This is a genomic window from Pseudomonas sp. lyk4-TYG-107, from assembly GCF_030209055.1.
Taxonomy (GTDB): domain Bacteria; phylum Pseudomonadota; class Gammaproteobacteria; order Pseudomonadales; family Pseudomonadaceae; genus Aquipseudomonas; species Aquipseudomonas putida_A.
Window position 1 is genome coordinate 58,935 of the sequence record NZ_JARVST010000010.1, and the last position, 20,726, is coordinate 79,660.

Annotated in this window: 18 protein-coding genes and 1 pseudogene; 14 read left to right on the plus strand and 5 right to left on the minus strand. The window is 62.1% G+C overall.

Translation table 11 applies throughout. From position 1 onward, the window contains the following. Window positions 1-2,124 carry a TonB-dependent receptor plug domain-containing protein gene (locus tag QRN61_RS10780; protein ID WP_027612310.1) on the minus strand — a complete coding sequence of 708 codons (2,124 nt, stop codon included), beginning with the start codon at window positions 2,122-2,124 and terminating at the stop codon, window positions 1-3. A 196-nt stretch (window positions 2,125-2,320) separates the two neighbouring features. Here QRN61_RS10780 and QRN61_RS10785 point away from each other — a divergent pair, with 196 nt between their 5' ends. The 9 genes from QRN61_RS10785 to QRN61_RS10825 all read left to right on the plus strand — a co-directional run bounded on the left by QRN61_RS10785 (window position 2,321) and on the right by QRN61_RS10825 (window position 10,302). After that, on the plus strand, window positions 2,321-3,346 hold the full coding sequence (locus QRN61_RS10785) for an NAD(P)H-dependent glycerol-3-phosphate dehydrogenase (RefSeq protein ID WP_027612311.1): 1,026 nt from the start codon (window positions 2,321-2,323) through the stop codon (window positions 3,344-3,346). A gap of 18 nt (window positions 3,347-3,364) precedes the next feature. After that, window positions 3,365-3,712, plus strand: coding sequence for a DUF4389 domain-containing protein (locus QRN61_RS10790; protein ID WP_007968953.1), 348 nt, complete (start codon window positions 3,365-3,367; stop codon window positions 3,710-3,712). Continuing rightward, complete coding sequence (gene sixA, locus QRN61_RS10795) at window positions 3,709-4,161, plus strand: phosphohistidine phosphatase SixA (protein ID WP_285373755.1); 453 nt, start codon at window positions 3,709-3,711, stop codon at window positions 4,159-4,161. The genes QRN61_RS10790 and sixA overlap by 4 nt, the downstream gene beginning before the upstream one ends. Window positions 4,162-4,363: 202 nt before the next feature. Beyond that, the gene (locus QRN61_RS10800) at window positions 4,364-6,019 is read left to right on the plus strand and encodes an AMP-binding protein (protein ID WP_285373756.1); all 1,656 of its coding nucleotides are present in this window, start codon (window positions 4,364-4,366) and stop codon (window positions 6,017-6,019) included. Window positions 6,020-6,050: 31 nt separating this feature from the next. Beyond that, window positions 6,051-6,494, plus strand: a complete 444-nt coding sequence (locus QRN61_RS10805; protein ID WP_027612314.1) for a hotdog fold thioesterase — start codon at window positions 6,051-6,053, stop codon at window positions 6,492-6,494. Window positions 6,495-6,612: 118 nt separating this feature from the next. Further along, window positions 6,613-7,419 (plus strand): alpha/beta fold hydrolase, encoded by an 807-nt coding sequence (locus QRN61_RS10810; RefSeq protein ID WP_027612315.1) that lies wholly within the window; start codon window positions 6,613-6,615, stop codon window positions 7,417-7,419. Further along, a complete protein-coding gene (locus tag QRN61_RS10815; protein ID WP_027612316.1) occupies window positions 7,416-8,270 on the plus strand; it encodes an alpha/beta hydrolase in 855 nt (284 codons plus the stop codon). The genes QRN61_RS10810 and QRN61_RS10815 overlap by 4 nt, the downstream gene beginning before the upstream one ends. Before the next feature lie 115 nt (window positions 8,271-8,385). Next, entirely contained in the window at window positions 8,386-9,192 is an 807-nt protein-coding gene (locus QRN61_RS10820; RefSeq protein ID WP_027612317.1) for a DUF4892 domain-containing protein, read from the plus strand. A 69-nt stretch (window positions 9,193-9,261) separates the two neighbouring features. Then, on the plus strand, window positions 9,262-10,302 hold the full coding sequence (locus QRN61_RS10825; protein ID WP_027612318.1) for an AI-2E family transporter: 1,041 nt from the start codon (window positions 9,262-9,264) through the stop codon (window positions 10,300-10,302). 566 nt (window positions 10,303-10,868) lie between these two features. On the opposite strand, the gene xopAW is transcribed toward QRN61_RS10825, so the two are convergent. The 3 genes from xopAW to QRN61_RS10845 all read right to left on the minus strand — a co-directional run bounded on the left by xopAW (window position 10,869) and on the right by QRN61_RS10845 (window position 13,750). Then, on the minus strand, window positions 10,869-11,717 hold the full coding sequence (gene xopAW, locus QRN61_RS10830; RefSeq protein ID WP_285373757.1) for an EF-hand domain-containing protein: 849 nt from the start codon (window positions 11,715-11,717) through the stop codon (window positions 10,869-10,871). Between the two features lie 234 nt (window positions 11,718-11,951). Next, complete coding sequence (locus QRN61_RS10840; protein WP_285373758.1) at window positions 11,952-13,001, minus strand: sensor histidine kinase; 1,050 nt, start codon at window positions 12,999-13,001, stop codon at window positions 11,952-11,954. Next, the gene (locus QRN61_RS10845) at window positions 13,001-13,750 is read right to left on the minus strand and encodes a response regulator (protein ID WP_027612321.1); all 750 of its coding nucleotides are present in this window, start codon (window positions 13,748-13,750) and stop codon (window positions 13,001-13,003) included. The genes QRN61_RS10840 and QRN61_RS10845 overlap by 1 nt, the downstream gene beginning before the upstream one ends. A 295-nt stretch (window positions 13,751-14,045) precedes the next feature. On the opposite strand from QRN61_RS10845, the gene pyrF reads away from it, so the two are divergent. Further along, complete coding sequence (gene pyrF / locus QRN61_RS10850) at window positions 14,046-14,744, plus strand: orotidine-5'-phosphate decarboxylase (protein ID WP_007968913.1); 699 nt, start codon at window positions 14,046-14,048, stop codon at window positions 14,742-14,744. Window positions 14,745-14,870: 126 nt separating this feature from the next. On the opposite strand, the gene QRN61_RS10855 is transcribed toward pyrF, so the two are convergent. Beyond that, complete coding sequence (locus QRN61_RS10855; protein WP_027612322.1) at window positions 14,871-15,875, minus strand: NADP-dependent oxidoreductase; 1,005 nt, start codon at window positions 15,873-15,875, stop codon at window positions 14,871-14,873. Window positions 15,876-16,114: 239 nt separating this feature from the next. On the opposite strand from QRN61_RS10855, the gene QRN61_RS10860 reads away from it, so the two are divergent. The 4 genes and pseudogenes from QRN61_RS10860 (at window position 16,115) to QRN61_RS27740 (ending at window position 20,496) form a co-directional block, all read left to right on the plus strand. Further along, on the plus strand, window positions 16,115-16,876 hold the full coding sequence (locus tag QRN61_RS10860) for an SDR family oxidoreductase (protein WP_027612323.1): 762 nt from the start codon (window positions 16,115-16,117) through the stop codon (window positions 16,874-16,876). Window positions 16,877-17,067: 191 nt separating this feature from the next. Continuing rightward, the gene (locus QRN61_RS10865) at window positions 17,068-18,420 is read left to right on the plus strand and encodes an aminotransferase-like domain-containing protein (RefSeq protein ID WP_285373759.1); all 1,353 of its coding nucleotides are present in this window, start codon (window positions 17,068-17,070) and stop codon (window positions 18,418-18,420) included. Between the two features lie 1,113 nt (window positions 18,421-19,533). Further along, window positions 19,534-19,587: pseudogene (locus QRN61_RS27735) on the plus strand (hypothetical protein); the annotation flags it as partial. A gap of 204 nt (window positions 19,588-19,791) precedes the next feature. Further along, entirely contained in the window at window positions 19,792-20,496 is a 705-nt protein-coding gene (locus QRN61_RS27740; RefSeq protein ID WP_414889529.1) for a methyl-accepting chemotaxis protein, read from the plus strand. Window positions 20,497-20,726 lie beyond the last annotated feature (230 nt).

A 20,726-nucleotide genomic window follows, 5' to 3' on the forward strand; every position in this document is an offset into this window, starting at 1 on the left:
CTAGAACTCCAGCTCGGCGCTGAAGTACAGCACCCGGCGTTCGTCGTAATTGTTGTCGACGAAAGTGGTCGGTTCATTATCGAGCCGCTGCTGCAGCACGCCGGCCAGTTGCAGTTGCGCCTTGCCCAGCGGGATGCGTTTGGCGATGCGCGTGTCGACCCGTTCGAAGCGGTAGCCGTTGAGCGCGTTGTCGCCGTAATAGAACAGGGCGCTGTTCCAGCCGTGGCCCCAATCACGCAGCCAGCCGGCAGAACCGCTGTTGCGCGAGGTGAATTGTTGATCCAGCGGATTGCTCGCTTCGGCGTCGACGAAAGCGTAAGTGAAGCGCAGGCGATCGATCATGCTCAGGCGCCAGTCGAGCTGGGTTTCGCTGCCGCGAAAGCGTGAGCTGTTGGCGTTGCTGGCGATGTACTGGTTGTTGCGCAGCGGCTCGCTGATCATCCCGGTGATTTCGTCGTAGAACAGCTTCACGTCCACGGCCAGCCCCAGCTCTGCGAAATAGCCGTTGTAGCCCAGTTCGCGCGAGCGCATGTGTTCCTGATCGAGATTGCCCGGGCCACGGGTCTTGACGAAGTAGCGCGCCGAAGACTGACCATAGGCGGACGGCCGCAGGTTGCTCACCTGATAGCTCCAGTTGACGTTGTTCTCGAACATGTCCGGCGAGCGGATCGCCTCCGAGTACACCGCGCGCAGGCCATGGCGTGGGTTGATCAGGTAGTTGATCGCGAAGCGGGGCGTCAGCGAACTGCCGATCAATTGGGTGTTTTCGAACATGGCGCCACCCTGCAACAGCCAGTGTTCACTAGCGCGCCACTCCAGTTGGCCGAACGCGCGCCAGGTGGTGTCGTCCAGCGTGCCGTTGAAGTAGGTCTCGGAGTCGGCCCGGTCGTAACGATAGTTCAGGCCACTGACCAGCCGCAGACTGTCGGACAGGCTGAGGGTGTCCTGCAATTCGAGGTCGTAGCGTGATTCGCGGGCGCTTTGATCGATGTCGCCGCACAAGGTCTGGCTGGCACCGTTGCGCCACTGATTCAGCACCTGATTGGCGAGGGCCATTTCCTGCGGCGTTCCGGCTTCCGGACCGGGGCCGGTGAAGCGGGTGATGTTGCGCGCCAGGCGTTCGGTGTAGTTCGGGTTGAGTTGCCACAGTTGGGTCAGTTGCGGGCTGAACGACACTTCGGCATCGCAGGCGCGCCACACTTGCTGGCGATCCCAGTGTTGGGCTGAACCTTGTATGTAAAGGCTGTGTTCGGGATTGATGTCGAGATTCCAGCGCACCGAGCCGGCGTAATCCTTGGCGACCACGTCGGAATTGTTCCCGGCAGCGGTAATCCCCGAGAACACCGGGTGGTAGGTGTAGGGCCGCTGGTTGCTGCCGTCCTTCGCGTTGATCTGCCAGTCGAGGCTCTGGTTGTCGCTCAGGGTCTGGCTGACGGCGAGGCTGAAGCGGTTCAAGCGGCGGCTGTCGCGATAATCGGCGCCGGTGCGGTCGCTGTCGAAGCCATCGTCTTCCTGGCCGGACAGCGACAGGCGCAAGTCGCCGCCATTCCACCCCGTGCCCTGGCTGGCATAGAAGTCGTTGATGCCGCGCTGGCCTCGGGTGACCTTCAGGCGCGTGCCGTGGCTGTCCGCCGGGTTGCGGGTGATGATGTTGACCACCGCCATCAGCGCGTTGGCGCCGTAGCTGACGGTGTTCGGCCCACGGAAAACCTCGATGCGCTCGATGTCTTCCATGGCCACCGGAATGTCACTCCAGTCCACCGTGGCCAGGCCTGCGCGGTACACCGAGCGGCCATCGATCAGCACCTGCATGCGCCGCGCTTCACTGGCATTGGTCCCGTGATAATTGACCGCCGCCTGATTGCCGCTGATGTTGCCGACCATCATCCCCGGCACCAGCCGCAGCAACTCGCTGATGTCCCGCGCGCCGCTGGCGTTGATCAGCTCACTGTCAAGCACGGTCATGCTCCCCGGCACTTCCGCCGGCGTCTGTTTCAGGCGCGTAGCCGTCAGCACCTGCGGCAGCGTTTCGCTGTCGACAAACAGGTCGTCCGCCTGCAACACCGGGCTGAACAGCAGCGCCAGCAGCAGTGACGAACGCGAGGGGGGAGAGCCAAAAGACACGGCACGGCCTTGATCGCAAAGAATTGGCGCGCATGTTAACCGAGGACAGTGACTTTTCCAGTCACGATGCGGGCATTTTCCTCGGCTTTATTGGTCTTCTTCCTACAAGTGTCGGTAATTGACGCAGGGGCTGGCCGCGCTCCGGTCGCCCCGTATAATGCCGGCATCGCCACTGGTATGGATTAACGGATTGCATATGACTGAACAGCGCCCGATTGCGGTCCTGGGAGGCGGAAGTTTTGGTACCGCCGTGGCCAATCTATTGGCCGAGAACGGCCATCAAGTCCGGCAGTGGATGCGTGACCCCGAGCAGGCCGAGGCCATCCGGGTCAACCGCGAGAATCCGCGTTACCTCAAAGGCATCAAGATTCTGCCGGGAGTGACTGCGGTCACTGACCTGCAGGCCACCCTCGACGCCTGCGAGCTGTGCTTCGTCGCGCTACCCTCGAGCGCATTGCGCACGGTGCTGGCCGCCCACGCCGAGCGCCTGAGCGGCAAGATGCTGGTCAGCCTGACCAAGGGCATCGAAGCGCACACCTTCAAACTGATGAGCCAGATCCTCGAAGAGATCGCCCCGCAGGCGCGCATCGGTGTGCTGTCCGGGCCGAACCTGGCGCGGGAGATCGCTGAACACGCGCTGACCGCCACCGTGGTCGCCAGCGAAGACGAAGAACTCTGCAAAGCGGTACAGGCTGCGTTGCATGGTCGCACCTTCCGCGTTTACGCCAGTGCTGACCGTTTCGGTGTCGAGCTGGGTGGGGCGTTGAAAAACGTTTACGCGATCATCGCCGGCATGGCGGTGGCGCTGGAGATGGGCGAGAACACCAAGAGCATGCTGATCACTCGCGCCCTGGCCGAGATGACCCGGTTCGCGGTGAACCAGGGTGCCAATCCGATGACCTTCCTCGGTCTGGCCGGGGTCGGTGATTTGATCGTCACCTGCTCGTCGCCGAAGAGCCGCAACTATCAGGTCGGGTTTGCCCTCGGTCAGGGCTTGAGCCTTGATGAAGCGGTGTCGCGTCTGGGCGAAGTCGCCGAAGGCGTGAACACCCTGAAGGTGCTCAAGGCCAAGTCCCAGGAGGTTGGCGTGTACATGCCGCTGGTCGCCGGGCTGCATGCGATTCTGTTTGAAGGACGCACGCTGGAGCAGGTGATCGGTCTACTGATGCGTGCCGAACCGAAAACCGACGTCGACTTTATTTCCACCAGCGGTTTCAACTGATTCAACAGGAAGCGAGCCATGAACGATCCGAAAACCGAAGCCAAGTACGAATCCATTCTCCTGCGGGTGCTGTGGATGATCGTCTACGTGCTGGTCTGGCAAGTGGCGCAGTTCATCCTCGGCGCCGTGGTGCTGGTGCAACTGATCTATCGTTTGATTTACGGCGCGCCGAGCGCCAGCCTGATGAATTTCGGCGACAGCCTGAGCCAGTTCCTCGCGCAGATCGGCCGCTTCGGCAGCTTTCACAGCGACCAGAAACCCTGGCCGTTTGCCGACTGGCCAACCCCGCGTGCCCCGGAAGGCGAAGCGCCGCACGCCGTGCCGCCAGCGCCGCATCCGGCCCGCGATGAGGAACCCAAGCTATGAAACTCTGGGTGTTGCGTCACGGCGAGGCGGTGCCTTACGGCTCGTGCCCTGACTCCGAGCGGTCGTTGACCGAACACGGTCGCAAAGAAGCGTTGAGCAGCGCCGCGCAATTGATCGGCCAGCCACTGACGGCGATCTACGCCAGCCCTTATCTGCGTGCGCAACAGACCGCACAGATTGTCCGCGAGGCGCTGGGGTTCGAGCCGGAGATCCGCACGGTCGATTGGCTGAAGCCAGAGAGCGATCCGGACAAGGTCACCGATCAACTGGTGTCGGTGAGCAATGTGCTGCTGGTCAGTCACAACCCGTTGGTGGGCAACCTGCTGAGCTATCTGCAGCATGGCGCCGGATATCCGCCGGAGAAGGTCGGCACCGCTGGTCTTGCCGAGCTGGAAAGTCCAGAACTGCTGATCGGCTCGATGACCCTCAACAGCCTCAAGCACCCCTGACGCTGATTCCTTGTGGGAGCGGGCTTGCTCGCGAATGCGCTGTGTCAGTCACTGTAAATGTCACTGATAGACCGCATTCGCGAGCAAGCCCGCTCCCACAGGGCCCTCATTTTCAGTTGAAATTATTTGTTTGAATTTTCCAACCAAGCACTTGCTTGGTTGACTACGCTTGCTCCAGACCCAAAAAACAGGAGCGAGTCGCATGTCTGCCGCCTTCCGTTTGCCGCTGGACGTGTTCTACGAGCGTGAGGCCCGGCACTCGCGCCAGCGTTTTCTGGTGCAGCCCATCGGCGGCGGGCAGGTCGAGACCCTGACCTGGGCCGACGTCGGTCATCAAGCGCGTTGCGCCGCGCACTGGCTGCGCGCGCGGGAATTACCGCAGGGCAGCCACATCGCGCTGATCTCGAAAAACTGCGCGCACTGGATCATTGCCGATCTGGCGATCTGGATGGCCGGGCACGTCTCGGTGCCGCTGTATCCCAACCTCACCGCCGACTCGGTGAATCAGGTGCTGACGCATTCGGAAAGTGTGCTGGCGTTCATTGGCAAGCTTGATGACTGGCCGGGCATGTCCGTCGGTGTGCCGGCGGATTTGCCGACCATCAGCCTGCCGCTGCACCCGCCCGGCGAGTTCGATTTCAGTTGGGATGACCTGCAAAAAAGCTCGCCGATCCAGGACGACCCGCGTCCTGCTGCCGAGCAACTGGCAACCATCATCTACACCTCCGGCACCACCGGGTTGCCCAAAGGCGTGATGCACAGTTTTGCCAATCTGGGGTTCGCCACGACTCGCGGCACGCAACTGTTCGGGCTTAACGAGCAAGACCGGCTGCTGTCGTACCTGCCGCTGTGCCATGTCGCCGAACGCATGTTCGTTGAGCTGGCCTCGATCTACACCGGGCAGACCGTGTTCTTCGCCGAAAGCCTCGACACCTTCATCACCGACCTGCAGCGGGCGCGGCCCACGGCGATGTTCGGCGTGCCGCGGATCTGGACCAAATTCCAGATGGGCGTGTACGGCAAGATCCCGGCCAAGCGCCTGGATTTCCTGCTCGGCCTGCCGTTCCTTGGCAAGCGGGTCGGGCACAAGGTGCTGGCCGGCCTGGGCCTTGATGCCTTGCGCGTGGCGCTGTCCGGTGCGGCACCGGTGCCGCAGACCTTGCTCAGTTGGTATCAGAAACTCGGCCTCGATGTGCTGGAGGTGTATGGCATGACCGAGAGTTGCGGCTACTCGCACATCTGCCTGCCGGGCCAGTACAAACAGGGCTGGATCGGCAAACCTTGCCCGGAGGTCGAGGTGCGGATCGACGAGTCCGGCGAGGTGCAGGTGCGCAGTCAGGCGAACATGCTCGGCTATTTCAAGGAGCCGCAGAAAACCGCCGAGACCCTCACCGAGGACGGCTTCCTGCGTACCGGCGACAAGGGTGAGCTGGATGCCGAGGGACGCTTGCGCCTGACCGGCCGGCTCAAGGAAATCTTCAAGACCAGCAAAGGCAAATATGTGGCCCCGGCCCCGATTGAAAACCGGCTGGCGGTGCACTCACGGATCGAACAGGTCTGTGTGGTCGGCGATGGCCTGAGTGCGCCGCTGGGCTTGTGCGTACTGTCGACGGTCAATCAGGAGGAGGGGCGGGCCAGCCTGCATTCGAGCCTGGAAAAACTGCTGGAAGATGTCAACGCCGTGCTCGACAAGCACGAACGCCTGCGCCGGCTGGTGGTGGTCAAGGACAGTTGGGCGGTGGAAAACGGTTTTCTCACGCCGACCTTGAAGATCAAGCGCAACGTCATTGAAGACACCTACGGCGCGCGGTTTGAAGAATGGAGCGCGCGCAGCGAGGCGGTGCTGTGGCAGGATTGAGTGACCACCAAAACAACAAAGGAAGCCTGCGATGAGCTTGTGGCGCACCACTCCGAACATCGAGCAGTTGAACGCAATCCAGAAAAACACCATCGGCGAAGTGCTGGATATCCGTTTCGAGTCCTTCGACGAGGAATCGCTGACGGCGAGCATGGTCATCGACCACCGCACCCACCAGCCTTACGGTCTGCTGCACGGCGGCGCCTCGGTGGTGCTGGCGGAAACCGTCGGTTCGATGGCCAGTTATCTGTGCATCGATGCCAGCAAGTTCTACTGCGTGGGGCTGGAGATCAATGCCAACCATTTGCGCGGTTTGCGCAGCGGGCGCGTGACCGCGGTGGCCAAACCGATTCACATCGGCCGCACCACGCATGTCTGGGATATCCGCCTGACCAGTGACGAGGGCAAGGCCAGTTGTGTGTCGCGGTTGACCATGGCGGTGGTGCCACTGGGCGAGCAGCCACCGGCGCGTTGAGGTCAGATGCGCCATCGCCATGACCGGACTGTCATCATTCCTGGCAGTTACGGTCATTGCTCAGGGCCGCGCTCTTGCGGACAATCAGCGGCATGTTTCCGCTCATGGATAAACCTGCATGTCGCAACCGATCTTTTTCGCCCACGCCAACGGGTTTCCCTCGGGCACCTATGGCAAGTTGTTCGCGGCGCTGGCGCCCGAGTATCGGGTCGCGCATCTGGAACAGCATGCCCATGACCCGCGTTTCCCGGCGGACGACAACTGGTACAACCTGGTCGACGAACTGATCCACCATCTGCAGCAACAGGATCAGCCGGTGTGGGGCGTCGGCCATTCGTTTGGCGGTGTGTTGCACCTGCACGCGGCGTTGCGTTGCCCTGAGCTGTATCGCGGCGTGGTCATGCTCGACTCGCCGGTGCTGACTCGCACAGACCAGTGGGTGATCCGCGCGGCCAAGCGCTTCGGTTTTATCGACAAACTGACCCCGGCCGGACGTACGTTGGGGCGGCGCGAAGAGTTCGCCGATCTCGACACGGCGCGCAGCTATTTTGCCGGCAAGACCCTGTTTCGCGGTTTCGATCCGGAATGCTTCGATGCCTACCTGCAGCACGGGCTGCATACGGTTGGCGACAAGCTGCGTCTGCGCTTTGATCCGGCCACTGAAATCAGCATCTATCGCGGCGTGCCGCACACCAGTCCCGGTCGCACTCGTCAGCTGAAAGTGCCGCTGGCGGTGGTGCGTGGGCACAAGAGTCGGGTGGTCATGCGTCATCACAGCCGATTCGTCGGGCGCCTGCCGCAGGGTGAAGCACTGAGCATGCCGGGCGGGCACATGTTTCCGCTGGAACGTCCGCAAGACACGGCGCGCCTGCTCAAAGAGCTGTTTACGCGCTGGGAGCGCCGCCAACAGAAGGACTGCGCATGAGCCCGACCTTCGAAGAAGTGCGCTTGAGCCTGCCGCATATCGAACTGGCCGCGCACTTGTTCGGCCCCGAGGACGGTCTGCCGGTGATTGCCCTGCATGGCTGGCTCGACAACGCCAACAGCTTTGCGCGCCTGGCGCCCAAGCTCAAAGGCCTGCGCATCATCGCGCTGGACATGGCCGGGCATGGGCATTCCGGGCATCGGCCCAACGGCGCCGGTTATGCGTTGTGGGACTATGCGCACGACGTGTTGCAGGTCGCCGAGCAATTGGGCTGGAAGCGCTTCGGCCTGCTCGGGCATTCGATGGGCGCGATCGTTTCGCTGGTGCTGGCCGGTTCGTTGCCGGAGCGCATCAGCCACCTGGCGTTGATCGACGGGGTGATTCCTCCTACGGACAAAGGCGAAAATGCTGCCGAGCGCATGGGCATGGCCCTGCAGGCGCAACTGGATTTGCGCGAGAAGCGCAAGCCGGTCTACAACACCCTTGATCGTGCCATCGAAGCGCGGATGAAGGGGCTGGTGGCGGTCAGCCGCGAAGCCGCCGAACTGCTGGCGCAGCGCGGCCTGATGCCGGTGCCCGGCGGTTATACCTGGCGCACCGACAATCGCCTGACCCTGCCGTCACCGCTGCGCCTGACTCAAGAGCAGGCGATGGCTTTCGTCCAGCGCATCACCTGCCCGGCGCAACTGGTGGTGGCCGCCGACGGCATGCTGGCCAAACATCCGGAGTTGCTGGAGCGGCTACCCTTTAGCCAGGAACAGCTGGCGGGCGGGCATCATTTGCACCTGAACGATGAGTCCGGTGCCGACCTTGTCGCAGACTGTTTCAATCGCTTCTTCGCCATTCCTTGACTTGCACCGGGCAACTGTCGAGGCTGGGCGGGTTGAAATGGGAGACAAACACGATGGATTTCTATACCGCTGCGCCCCCGACCCGCCAAGCCATGCCGATCCGATGAGCCTGACTATGCGGTCACTCAGTCTGTTGGCGCTGTGCTGTTTCAGTTCCGTTTCGTTCGCCGCCGACGTGCCCGGCAGCCAGGATTTGCAGATCGTGCCGCGTCTGGCCGATGCGCAGATCGTCGACTATCGCCCTCCTGTGGAGCTTGAGCGGATCTATCCGCTGGGCTCGATCCGCAAGATCAGCGGCCAGTTGCGCTTTGACGGCCAGGTCACGGCGCGCGGCCAGACCACTTCGGTCACCTACGAGTTGCCGCCTGAGCATTCCGCCACCGAAGCCTTCACCGCCGCCCGCGAAGCCCTGCAAAAGCAGGACGCCGAGTTGCTGTTCTGGTGCCAGGCCCGCGATTGTGGCGAAAGCAGCCTGTGGGCCAATGAAGTGTTCGGTAACGCCAAGCTGTACGGCGCCGACGAGCAACAGGCCTATCTGCTGTTGCGTCTGGCCGCACCGAAGGACAACACCCTGGTGGCGCTCTACAGCATCACCCGCGGCAATCGCAAAGCCTATCTGCATGTCGAACAGTTCGAAGCGGGCGCGCCGCTGGGCGTGTTGCTGCCGACCTCGGCCACGCTGTTGCGACAGCTCAAAAGTACCGGTGAACTGGACTTTCCCAAGCTGACCGGCGATCCGGATGACACCTGGTTACGACTGATTTCCCGTGGCTTGAACCTCGATACCACCCAACGCGTGACGATTGCCGGACCCAAGGCTGAGGCCTGGCGTCAGGCGCTGATCGGTCAGGGGGTACGGGCGGCACGGATGGAGGCGGGGAGCGCCGACGGCTCTGGCCTGCGCATCGATCTGTTGCGGTAAGCTGCATCGGGCGTGCACGCGCGGCGTGTTCGCCTACTCTTTGACCGACTGACTTCTTCGAGACTGTACATGCTCAATAACGATCGGCTGTTGGTGCAAATCCTCCTGCTGGTGCTGTTCGGTGCCAGCCTGTGGGTGATGGCGCCGTTCTGGTCGGCGCTGTTCTGGGGCGCGGTGCTGGCGTTCGCCAGTTGGCCGCTGATGCGTCTGCTGACCCGCTGGCTCAATGGCCGCGAATCACTTGCCGCGGCCATTTTGACCCTGGGCTGGATGTTGCTGGTGGCGGCGCCGCTGGTGTGGCTCGGGTTCAACCTGGCCGATCACGTGCGCGATGCCACGGCGTTCATCAAGGATGTGCAGGTCGATGGTCTGCCGGAGGCGCCGGTCTGGCTCGGCAGCGTGCCATTGGTGGGCGAGCGGCTGGTGGGGATCTGGAACAGCATTGATCAGCAGGGCGCAGCGCTGATGGTGTCGATCAAACCGTATCTGGGGCAGGTCGGTAACTGGTTGCTGGCGCGCAGTGCGCAGATCGGCGGCGGGATTCTCGAGCTGACATTGAGCATTGTCTTCGTGTTCTTTTTCTATCGCGACGGGCCGCGCTTGGCGGCGTTTGTGCACGGTCTGCTGCAGCGCCTGATCGGCGAGCGAGCCGGGTATTACATCGAGCTGGTGGCCGGCACCGTACAGCGGGTGGTCAACGGGGTGATCGGTACGGCGGCGGCGCAGGCGGTTCTGGCGTTGGTCGGGTTCCTGATTGCCGGGGTCCCGGGGGCGCTGGTGCTGGGGATCGTGACCTTTCTGTTGAGTCTGATTCCGATGGGGCCGCCATTGGTGTGGATTCCGGCCACGGCCTGGCTGGCCTGGAAGGGCGAGTACGGGATGGCGGTGTTTCTCGGGATCTGGGGGACGTTCATCATCAGTGGCGTGGATAACGTGTTGAAGCCCTATCTGATCAGCCGCGGGGGGAATCTGCCGTTGGTGATTGTGTTGCTCGGGGTGTTTGGCGGGTTGATTGCGTTTGGGTTTATCGGGTTGTTTATCGGGCCTACGTTGTTGGCGGTGGCTTATAGTTTGTTGACGGATTGGAGTAAGAGTCAGGCTCGGGTTTAGGCGCCCTGGCTTTTTTGGGGTTGTGGGCATATCCGTTGGTTTGGGTGTGGCGGCTGGCGGTTTCGCCCTTACGGCGAGTCACTTTTTACAAACGCCTAAAAAGTAACCCAAAACGCTTGCTCCTACGTTCGGCCCGCTCGCTGGGGCTCGGGGTCCCTTCGCTCCGGGATTGATCCGGGCGCAGCGCCTACGGTTTGCTTCGCTGCACCTCCTCTCGCTGTGTTTGGCTTCGCCAAACGGTCGCTGCGCTCCCACCCCCGGATCAATCCCTCCACTCAGCCTGCCGATGTCGCCCGTAGGTCAAGATCAAGAGCTTTCGGCGAGCTGACACTCGGCCATTTGAGTGGTGAAAAGCATGCGCCTGGCTTTAGCTTTTCCTGTGGGAGCTGGCTTGCCAGCGATGGCGGCCTTACAGCCAACCAACCTCTAACTGCCTGTACTCAATCCAATTGTAGGAGTGAGCCTGCTCGCGAAGAGGCATATCAGGCAACCAGCCTCTCACGGCCACACCCAAATGACCGTTCCCACACCACTGCATGGAAACGATCATCCATCACGACATCGGGTCAGGTCGCCACATTCAGGTATTTCCCCACCGGCGCAGCATTGTCCAGCGAGTACTGCTTGCTCAAGTTGGCAATCATCCGGTTCAGCGCTTCGCTGGTGGTCTGGGTGCTAGCGGTCTGTTCTTCGGGCGGGCGTTCCCGACCTGCCTGTAGCGCCGCTTTCAGTTCGTCGCTGCTCACGCCGCCACTGCTGTCGCTGTCCAGTACCTTGAGCAATGCAGCGCTGGTATCAGTGCTACTCGTCGAGGTGCTGTCGCTGGCCTGCAGGGCACTGCTCAGTTCGGTAGCGCTGATATTGCCATCACCATCGGCATCCAGTTGGCTGAACAGTTCGTCGCTGGAGGCTTGTTGCGGGGGCGGAGGTGGTGGGGTGAGGCTGGCGGTGAGTTCGTCCTGGCTGACGGTGCCGTCCTTGTTCTTGTCCAGGGCCGAGAAGATTTGGTTGCTGTCGGCGCTGCTGCCGGCGCTGGTCAGGCCGTTGCTCAGTTCGTCGCTGCTGATGGCGCCATCACCATCGGCGTCGAGGGCGCTGATCAGGGCGTCAGCGAGGTCGGTGTTCGGTGCTTGATCCTGCGGAGGCGGCGGAGGCGCCATCGCGGTCATTTCTTCGGCACTGAGGCTGCCGCTGTCGTCGCTGTCCAGATCGCCGAATTGCTTGCTCAGGTTGACCAGCAGGCCATCGTCGGATTTCTGCGACAGGGCACTTTTCAGTTCGTCCTGATCCACCGCGCCGTCGCCGTTGCTGTCGAGTTTGGCGAACAGTTCCTTTTGCAATTGCTGGCTGCGGGCGTTCTGGGTGGTGCTGCTGGTGCTGGTATAGCTCGTGTAGTTGCTGACGCTACCGATCATGGGCTCACTCCTTGGACTGTAAAACCGGTGGGTGTACCGGCTTGTGCAGACTCAAGGGGCAAGATGTCCTGGGTGTTTTGGTTTTGTACCGGTGGGTATACACGATGGAGTGAACACCACTGAAACCTGTGGGAGCGGGCTTGCTCGCGAAGGCGGCCGATCATTCAACACAGAAGTCGACTGACACACCGCTTTCGCGAGCAAGCCCGCTCCCACGATGGATAGGTGTGTTTCTTAAGTTCGCGGTAGGCGGATGATTGCGGTCAGGCCGCCACCCGGGGTTTCTTCCAGATTCAACTGGCCACTCAAACGCTGCGCCGCTTCGCGGGCGATGGTCATGCCCAGGCCGACGCCGCCGGAGTTGCGGTTGCGCGAGCCTTCCAGGCGAAAGAACGGTTCGAACACCGCCTCGCGTTTGTCTTCGGCAATGCCCGGGCCGTGGTCGATCACGCGGATCAGCAGTTGCTCGCGTTGATCCTGCAGTTCGATGCGTGCCTGTCCGGCGTAGCGCAGGGCGTTGTCCATCAGGTTGTTGATGCACGAGCGCAGCGCCATCGGCTGCACCTGCAGCGGTGCGCAATGGCCGCTGACTTCAACGTCTGCACCTTGATCCTGAGCGTTCTCGCACAGCGATTCGACCAGCGCCTGCACGTCCATCAACTGCAACGCTTCGCTGGTGCGCTGTTCGTGCAGGTAGGTGAGGGTGGCGTCGAGCATGCCGATCATGTCGTTGAGGTCTTGGCGCATCTGGCCTTGCAGTTTTTCGTCGTCGATCTGTTCCAGGCGCAGCTTCAACCGCGACAGCGGAGTGCGCAGGTCGTGGGAGACGGCGCCGAGCATGCGTGCTCGCTGCTGCACCTGTTCACGAATGCGTTGTTGCATCAGGTTGAAGGTGTGCGCCGCCTGTCGTGCCTCACGCGGGCCGGACTCGTCCAGCGGCGGGCTGTCGAGGTTTTCGCTGAGGCGTTCGGCGGCATCGCTCAGGCGCTGGATCGGCCGGCTGAGCAGTTTGGCGCCGTACCACGCAGCGATCATCAGCGAGATGAACTGGAAGGTCAGCGGCACCAACGGCCCGCCGAACCAGGGGCGCGGCGGGCGATGGGCGAAACGTGGATCCGGCGGTGGCCGTTGGCCGTCGACGCCCTCGGCAAACTCCGGCGGGGGCGGCGGTGGGGGTGGCCCATAGTGATGAAACCAGGCAAAGGCCAGCAGGTGCGCGAGGACGATCGCCACGAACAGCATGCCAAACAGGCGGCCGAACAGCGTGTCGAAGCGCGCTCGCATCAGCCGATGTCTCGCGCGTCGAACAGGTAACCTTCACCGCGCACGGTTTTGATCAACTGCGGGGCTTTCGGGTCGTCGCCGAGTTTTTGCCGCAGGCGCGACACCAGCAAATCGATGCTGCGGTCGAACGCCTCGATCGAGCGGCCACGGGCGGCATCCAGCAGTTGTTCGCGGCTGAGTACGCGGCGCGGGCGTTCGATGAAGACCCAGAGCAGGCGGAATTCGGCGTTGGACAGCGGCACTACCAGGCCATCGTCGGCGATCAACTGCCGCAGCACACTGTTCAGGCGCCAGTTGTCGAAGCGGATGTTGGCGCGCTGTTCCGTGCGGTCATCGCGCACACGGCGCAGGATAGTCTGAATCCGCGCCACCAGTTCCCGTGGTTCGAACGGTTTGGCCATGTAGTCGTCGGCGCCCAGTTCCAGGCCGATGATGCGGTCGGTGGGTTCGCAGCGGGCGGTGAGCATCAGGATCGGGATGTCCGATTCGGCGCGCAGCCAGCGGCACAGCGACAGGCCGTCTTCGCCGGGCAGCATCAGGTCGAGCACCACCACGTCGAAATGTTCCGCCAGCATGGCCTGGCGCATGGCCGCGCCGTCGGTGACGCCGCTGGCGTGGATGTTGAAACGCGCGAGGTAGTCGATCATCAGCTCGCGGATCGGCACATCGTCATCGACGATCAGCGCACGGATGCTCCAGCGCTTGTCGTCTTTCTGCTCATCAGTCACGGTGGTCTGGGTGTTGTGCATGGGGCTGTTCATCTGCCAGTAGGCCGCCAACCACAAAGATGGGCTGCGAGGTGGTGGTTTCAGCATAGGCGTCCTGCCGTGAGGCGGGAAGTGCTGATGTAAGGACGTGTTGCGGCTGGCGAGGCTAGCGCGGGCGCTTGTTGGCGGCGTGTCGGTTGTGTATCGGATTCGACACAATACCCGCGAGCGCTATGCTGATCACGTTTGCGGCGACGATTTACCGATCATCGGGTGCCGCGCTGGCGCCGCTTCCGCTACAATGCGCGCCGATTTCGACTTGCCTGAGAGCCCATCCATGTCCGCCTGCCAGACTCCTATCATCGTCGCCCTGGATTTCCCCACCCGTGACGCCGCACTGAAGCTGGCCGACCAGTTGGACCCGAAACTGTGCCGGGTCAAAGTGGGCAAGGAACTGTTCACCAGTTGCGCCGCGGAAATCGTCGGCACCCTGCGTGACAAAGGCTTCGAGGTGTTCCTCGACCTGAAATTCCACGACATTCCCAACACCACTGCGATGGCCGTGAAAGCCGCTGCCGAGATGGGCGTATGGATGGTCAACGTGCATTGCTCCGGTGGTCTGCGCATGATGGCCGCCTGCCGTGAAGAGCTTTCCAAGCGCAGCGGCCCGCAGCCGTTGCTGATCGGTGTGACCGTGCTGACCAGCATGGAGCGTGAGGATCTGGCCGGTATCGGTCTGGATATCGAACCGCAGGAGCAAGTGCTGCGTCTGGCTGCGCTGGCCGAGAAGGCCGGGATGGATGGTCTGGTGTGCTCGGCGCTGGAAGCCACTGCACTGAAGTCGGCGCACCCGTCGCTGCAACTGGTGACCCCGGGGATTCGCCCGGCGGGCAGTGCGCAAGATGACCAGCGCCGTATCCTGACCCCGCGTCAGGCGCTGGATGCCGGTTCCGATTATCTGGTGATCGGCCGTCCGATCAGCCAGGCGGCGGATCCGGCCAAGGCACTGGCGTCGGTCGTGGCCGAAATCGCCTAAGCAACACCGAAGATCCAAATGTGGGAGCGAGCCTGCTCGCGAATAGGGCGTGTCAGTCGAATTCCTTGCCGACTGATCCACCGCTTTCGCGAGCAGGCTCGCTCCCACATTGGTTTCTGAGTGGTCTTAGATTTTCAGCACCAACTTGCCGAAATTCTCCCCGCTGAACAGTTTCATCAGCGTCTCCGGAAAGGTCTCCAGACCTTCGACGATGTCTTCCTTGCTCTTGAGCTGCCCCTTGGCCATCCAGCCGGCCATTTCCTGCGCGGCACCGGCGTACTGCGCGGCATAGTCCATCACCACAAAGCCTTCCATGCGCGCACGATTGACCAGCAGTGACAGGTAGTTGGCCGGGCCTTTGACCGCTTCCTTGTTGTTGTACTGGCTGATGGCGCCGCAGATCACCACCCGGGCTTTCGGCGCCAGACGGCTGAGCACAGCGTCGAGGATCTCGCCGCCGACGTTATCGAAATACACATCAACGCCTTTCGGGCACTCACGCTTGAGTCCGGCCAGCACGTCTTCGTGCTTGTAATCGATAGCGCCGTCGAAGCCCAGTTCATCGATCAGGTATTTGCACTTGTCGGCACCACCGGCGATGCCGACGACCCGGCAGCCTTTGATCTTGGCGATCTGTCCGGCAATGCTGCCCACTGCCCCGGCAGCTCCCGACAATACCACGGTGTCGCCAGCCTTCGGTGCGCCCACGTCGAGCAGGGCGAAGTAGGCGGTCATGCCGGTCATGCCAAGGGCGGACAGATACACCGGCAGCGGCGCCAGTTTCGGATCGACCTTGTAGAAACCTCTGGGCTCGCCAAGGAAATAATCCTGCACGCCGAGGGCGCCGTTGACGTAGTCGCCGACGGCAAAGCCCGGGTTGTTCGAAGCGATGACCTGGCCCACGCCCAAGGCGCGCATGACTTCACCGATTTCTACCGGCGGGATATAGGACTTGCCCTCGTTCATCCAGCCGCGCATGGCCGGGTCGAGGGACAGGTATTGGTTTTTCACCAGTATCTGACCAGCGCCCGGTTCGCCGACCGGGACTTCCTGGTAGGTGAAGGTCTCACGGGTCGCAGCCCCCACCGGGCGTTTGGCGAGGAGGAACTGGCGATTGGTCTGACTGGTCATGGCAGGCACTCGAACTGAATGAAGCCTTGTTGATAGACCCTCGAGGCCAATGCTGCAAGGTCGGCTGATGTGGCGAATGCGCAATGATCCAGTGCAGTGATAGTGGCCCACAGGCTTTTATCACTGCGACGGATGAAGGCATAAACAGCCTTCTGATAGTGCTGACTCGGGACGGGCCCCGGTGACTATGCTGCGAGTCTGCAAATCCCTCCTGCATCTCTCCCTTCGAGGACATAACAATGAGCATGACGTTTTCCGGCCAAGTGGTCGTAGTCACCGGAGCGGCCAACGGTATCGGCCGGGCGACCGCCCAGGCGTTCGCCGCCGAAGGTTTGAAAGTGGTGGTGGCCGACCTGGACACGGCAGGGGGCGAAGGCACCGTGGCGCTGATTCGTACAGCCGGCGGCGAAGCGACCTTCGTACGCTGCAACGTTACCGTCGAAAGCGAAGTGAAGAATCTGATGGACGAGGTGATCAATACCTACGGTCGCCTGGACTACGCCTTCAACAATGCCGGGATCGAAATCGAGCAAGGCAAACTGGCCGACGGCTCGATGGACGAGTTCGACGCGATCATGGGCGTCAACGTCAAAGGTGTGTGGTTGTGCATGAAGTACCAGTTGCCGTTGTTGCTCGCTCAGGGCGGCGGGGCGATCGTCAACACCGCGTCGGTGGCGGGCCTTGGCGCGGCACCGAAGATGAGCATTTATGCGGCGTCGAAACACGCGGTGATCGGCCTGACCAAGTCGGCGGCGATCGAATACGCGAAGAAGAAAATCCGCGTCAACGCCGTGTGCCCGGCGGTGATCGACACCGACATGTTCCGTCGCGCTTACGAGGCTGACCCGAAGAAAGGCGAGTTCGCCAACGCGATGCACCCGGTGGGGCGCATCGGCAAGGTCGAGGAAATCGCCAGCGCCGTGCTGTATCTGTGCAGCGATGGCGCGGCGTTTACCACCGGTCATTCCTTGGCCGTGGATGGCGGCGTCACGGCTTTCTGACGCCGAGTGGCAATACTCTGGAACCCGCCTCAGTGCGGGTTTTCCTGTTGCTGGGCGCCCGTTCCGTTAAACCGCTAAACAATGTGTATCAAACGGTTAGAACGGCTGCTTTTGACGGCGTTGTCGCACAGCCTGAGCGACGCGGCTGTGATTTACTGCCGCCAGCAAAATGGACAGGAGTTTGCGTGCTCATGGAATTGAGAATTGACCGACAGGCAATGGTGCCGGTCGTACAGCAGATTGTTGATGGCATGACTGAGTGGATCTCGCGAAGCGGTGTGGCGCCGAGCACGCGCTTGCCCTCCGTCAGGCAGATTGCGCGCTCCAATCTGCTGAGTCAGTCGTGTGTGGCCGAGGCCTGCGAACGGCTGGTGGCGCAAGGCGTTCTGGCCCCGCGTCAGGGCGCCGGGTTCATGGTGGCCGCGCAGGGCCGTGGGGTGATCGGGATTGACTGCGGGCAGGCACACGGCGGGTTGAAACTCGGCGAGGGAGGCTTGCCGCAGAGCTGGCGTGAATCCGACGACCTGAGTTATGCGATCCGTCAGGTAGCCCGTACCGACATGGCGAGTCTGTTCAATTACAGCAGCCCGCTGGGGCTGCCGGCGTTACGCGAGCAGATCGTCAAACGCCTCAGGCTGATCGGCGTCGAGGCTCTGGATGAACAGGTGCTGACGACCTCCGGTGCGAGCCAGGCGCTTGATCTGCTCGCGCGCACATTGTTGAAGGCCGGTGACTGCGTTGTCGTCGAAACCCCGGGCTATGCGCCGCTGTTCGAGCTGTTGCGCCTGTACGGCGTGCAGTTGCTGGAAGTGCGCCGCACGCCGAGCGGGCCGGATCCCCAGGCGCTGGAAGCACTGTTGCGGCAGTTCCGGCCGGTCGCGATGTTCATCAACAGTCACCACCACAATCCCACCGGCTCTTGCCTGACACTTGGCGTTGCCCAACAGATCCTGCGGTTGTGCAACGCTCACGATGTGCGAGTGATCGAGGACGATGTCTACGCCGACCTGCACAATGGCAATGGCACACGCCTGGCGGCACTCGATGAGCGAGTGATCTATGTCGGCAGCTTTTCCAAGACACTGAGCAGCTCGCTGCGCGTCGGGTTTGTCTACGCCGAGCCAGCGCTGATAGCGCGGCTGGGGCGAATCAAGATGATCAGTAGCATGGGCGCTTCGAGTTTCAATGAGGCGGTGCTGACCAGTCTTCTGGCCAATGGCGCCTATCGCAAAATGGTCCAGCGCCAGCGTCAACGGTTGAATACCGATCGGGTCGCCGCGTTGCAGGCGCTGGAGGACGCCGACTGGGAGGTTTTCGGTAAGCCGTGTGGCGGCCTGTTCATCTGGGCCCGTGCCCCGCTGGGCGATACTGGCCGCTTGCACAGTCAGGCGCAGTGCAATGGTGTCAGCCTTTGCGACCCGGGGGCCTTCAGTCCGAGTGGCGAACCCAGTGAGTGGCAGCGGATCAACGTGGCCTATGCCTGTGATCCGAGGGCCCGGCAGTTTTTTCGCAGTACCGGTGTGAATCGACCTCAAGCGTTCTGAAAACGACGCGTGCGTAGCTTTTTGCCATTATTCCGTCGCCAGAGACTTGTGCTGCTCCATGGCCGTTGCGAATCTTCGGCAACAGACTTTGGCAGGGGACTACGCGCAATGATTTCCGCCGTGCAAGGACGTTTTGCCAACCTCGGTATGGCGAAGAAACTGGGTATCGGGTTCGTGCTGGTGCTGCTGTTGACTGCGCTGGTGGCTGCCATTGGTGTCTGGTCCCTGCAGACCATCAGTCAGCGCTTCGATGGACTGAAGCAGATGTCGTCGCTCAACAGTGCACTGCTCAAGGTGCGGCTGCTGGAGCAGGACTATGCGCTGCACAGCAATCCGAAAACCGTCGATGCCTTGCACGAAGGCGTAGACGGTTTGCTGGCCCAGGCCGCGCAACTCAAGGCGCAGTCCCCGGCCAACGTGGCGGTGATGAGCGATGTCGAACAGGCACTGGGCGCTTATCGCAAGGCTTTCGATGAGTTTGTCTCGCTGACCCAGGCCAAGGATCTGGCGCTGGAAATGGCCAGTTGGTCGGTGTCCAGCGTGGCCAACAACCTGGACGTGCTGCAAGCCGGGCTGGCCGATGATGGCGCGTATACCTTGAAGGACAGCGAGGGCAAGGACGGCGCACAGTTCATCGAACAGGCCAGCCAGGTCAGCCAGGTGTCGCGGCTGATGTTGCAGGCGATGAATGAGGCGCGGGTTCGTCTGGATCAGAGCCGCAAGGGCGATGCCGAGAGTGCCGGCAAGGGCAATATCGAGCAGGCCGCCCAGGCGCAGGCTCAGGCCGAGCAGTTGAAGACCACGGTCAAGGATGAGGGCTATCTGACGGTACTCAATGAAGTGTCCGGGCACATCGCCGGTTTCAACGACAAGCTCGCCGAGTACACCGGCCTGCTGGCCCAGGAAAAAACCGTCTACGAACAGTTGCACCAGCGTGCGGCGCAGGTGATGGAGCGCGTGGATCAGGCGTATGGCGCCGAGGACGGCGCGATGCAGGCGGAATTGAAGAAAAACTCGGTGTTGATCATCGGTTCTTCGGCGCTGGCATTGCTGGTCGGGCTGATTGCCGCGTGGGTCATCACCCGGTTGATTGTCGCGCCGTTGCGCAGTGTGATGCGGGTGGCGCAACAGATTGCGGCCGGGGATTTGAGTGCGAGGGTGGAGGTCACCCGGCGTGATGAGATCGGGCAACTGATGCTGGCAATGCAGCAGATGGGCACTGGGCTGAGCACGATCGTCAGCGGTTTGCAGGCGGGCATCGAGCAGTTGGCCAGTTCCGCGCAATCGCTGTCGGCGGTAACCGAGCAGACCAACCTTGAGGTCAACAGCCAGAAGGAAGAGACCGAGCAAGTGGCCACGGCCATGAACCAGATGACCGCCACCGTGCATGATGTGGCACGTAACGCCGAGGAGGCCGCGCTGGCCGCACAAACGGCGGATGCCAAGGTCGAGAGCGGGCAGCAGGTGGTGCGCCAGAGCATGGTGCGGATCGAGCAACTGGCGGATTCGGCGACATCAGCCAGTTCGAGCATCGAAAGCCTCAGTGCGCAGATCCAGAACATCGGTACGGTGCTGGATGTGATCAAGAGCGTTGCCGAGCAGACCAATCTGCTGGCGCTCAACGCCGCGATCGAGGCGGCGCGGGCCGGGGAACAGGGCAGGGGCTTTGCGGTGGTGGCTGATGAGGTTCGCGCGTTGGCGCGGCGTACACAACAATCCACCGAGGAGATCGAGCGTCTGGTCAGTGCGTTGCGTTCGGCGGCGCATTCGTCGGTGCAGCAGATTCAGAGCAGTGGTGACTTGGTGAAGCTGGCGGTCAGTGATGCGCTGCAGACCGAGAGTGCGCTGGGCAGTATTGCGGCGGCGGTTTCGTTGATTCAGCAGATGAATCAGCAGATTGCGGCGGCGGCGGAGGAGCAGAGCTCGGTGGCTGAGGAGATCAATCGCAGTGTGACGAGTATTCGTGCGAGTGCGGATCAGTCTTCGATGGCGATGCGGGGGAATGCGGTTTCGAGTGTTGAGCTGGCGCGGTTGGGGGGGGAGCTAAAGGGGATGGTTGGGCATTTTCGGCTTTGACTTGGCGGCCTCTGGGCCGACCAGTTTCTTGGGGTTTTGGGTGAATATCCGTTGCTGCGGTAACGGCTTCTTATGGTTCCGCTCTTACAGCGGCTCACTTTTCCAGACGCCGAAAAGTAAGCAAAAGGCTTGGCCCCGGCGTTCGGCCCTCGCTTAGGCTCGGGTTCCTTCGCTGCGGGATTCATCCGGGGGCATCGCCTCCGGTTTGCTTCGCTGCACCTCCTCTCGAT